The sequence below is a fragment of the Blautia faecis genome, assembly GCF_020554845.1.
Lineage (GTDB): Bacteria > Bacillota > Clostridia > Lachnospirales > Lachnospiraceae > Blautia_A > Blautia_A faecis.
Map to the genome: position 1 here is coordinate 1 of NZ_JAJCIA010000109.1, position 365 is coordinate 365.

Annotated in this window: 2 tRNA genes and 1 rRNA gene; all 3 read left to right on the forward strand. The window is 50.4% G+C overall.

The features are described from left to right. The first annotated feature begins 75 nt into the window (after nt 1–75). Nucleotides 76–193 (forward strand): 5S ribosomal RNA (rrf, locus tag LIZ66_RS18420). Nucleotides 194–196: 3 nt separating this feature from the next. Beyond that, nucleotides 197–269, forward strand: a tRNA-Ala gene (locus LIZ66_RS18425). A gap of 18 nt (nt 270–287) precedes the next feature. After that, a tRNA-Ile gene (locus LIZ66_RS18430) sits at nt 288–361 on the forward strand. Nucleotides 362–365: the final 4 nt, after the last annotated feature.

Below are 365 nucleotides of genomic sequence, written 5' to 3' on the forward strand. Positions count from 1 at the left end.
TTTCTAAGGAAGAAGTAGAGAAGAAAAATGTGTTTTACTGTTGAGTTATCAAGGATAACAACTTAATAACATATTTCTGGTGTCGATGCGCTTGTGGGAAACACCCGTTCCCATCCCGAACACGACGGTTAAGACGCAAGCGGCCGATGGTACTGCATTGGAGACGATGTGGGAGAGCAGGTGGGCGCCAGATTATGGGGATGTAGCTCAGTTGGGAGAGCACCTGCCTTGCAAGCAGGGGGTCGAGAGTTCGAATCTCTTCATCTCCACTGCCAGAGATGGCAAATGGGCTTATAGCTCAGCTGGTTAGAGCGCACGCCTGATAAGCGTGAGGTCGGTGGTTCGAGTCCACTTAAGCCCATAGG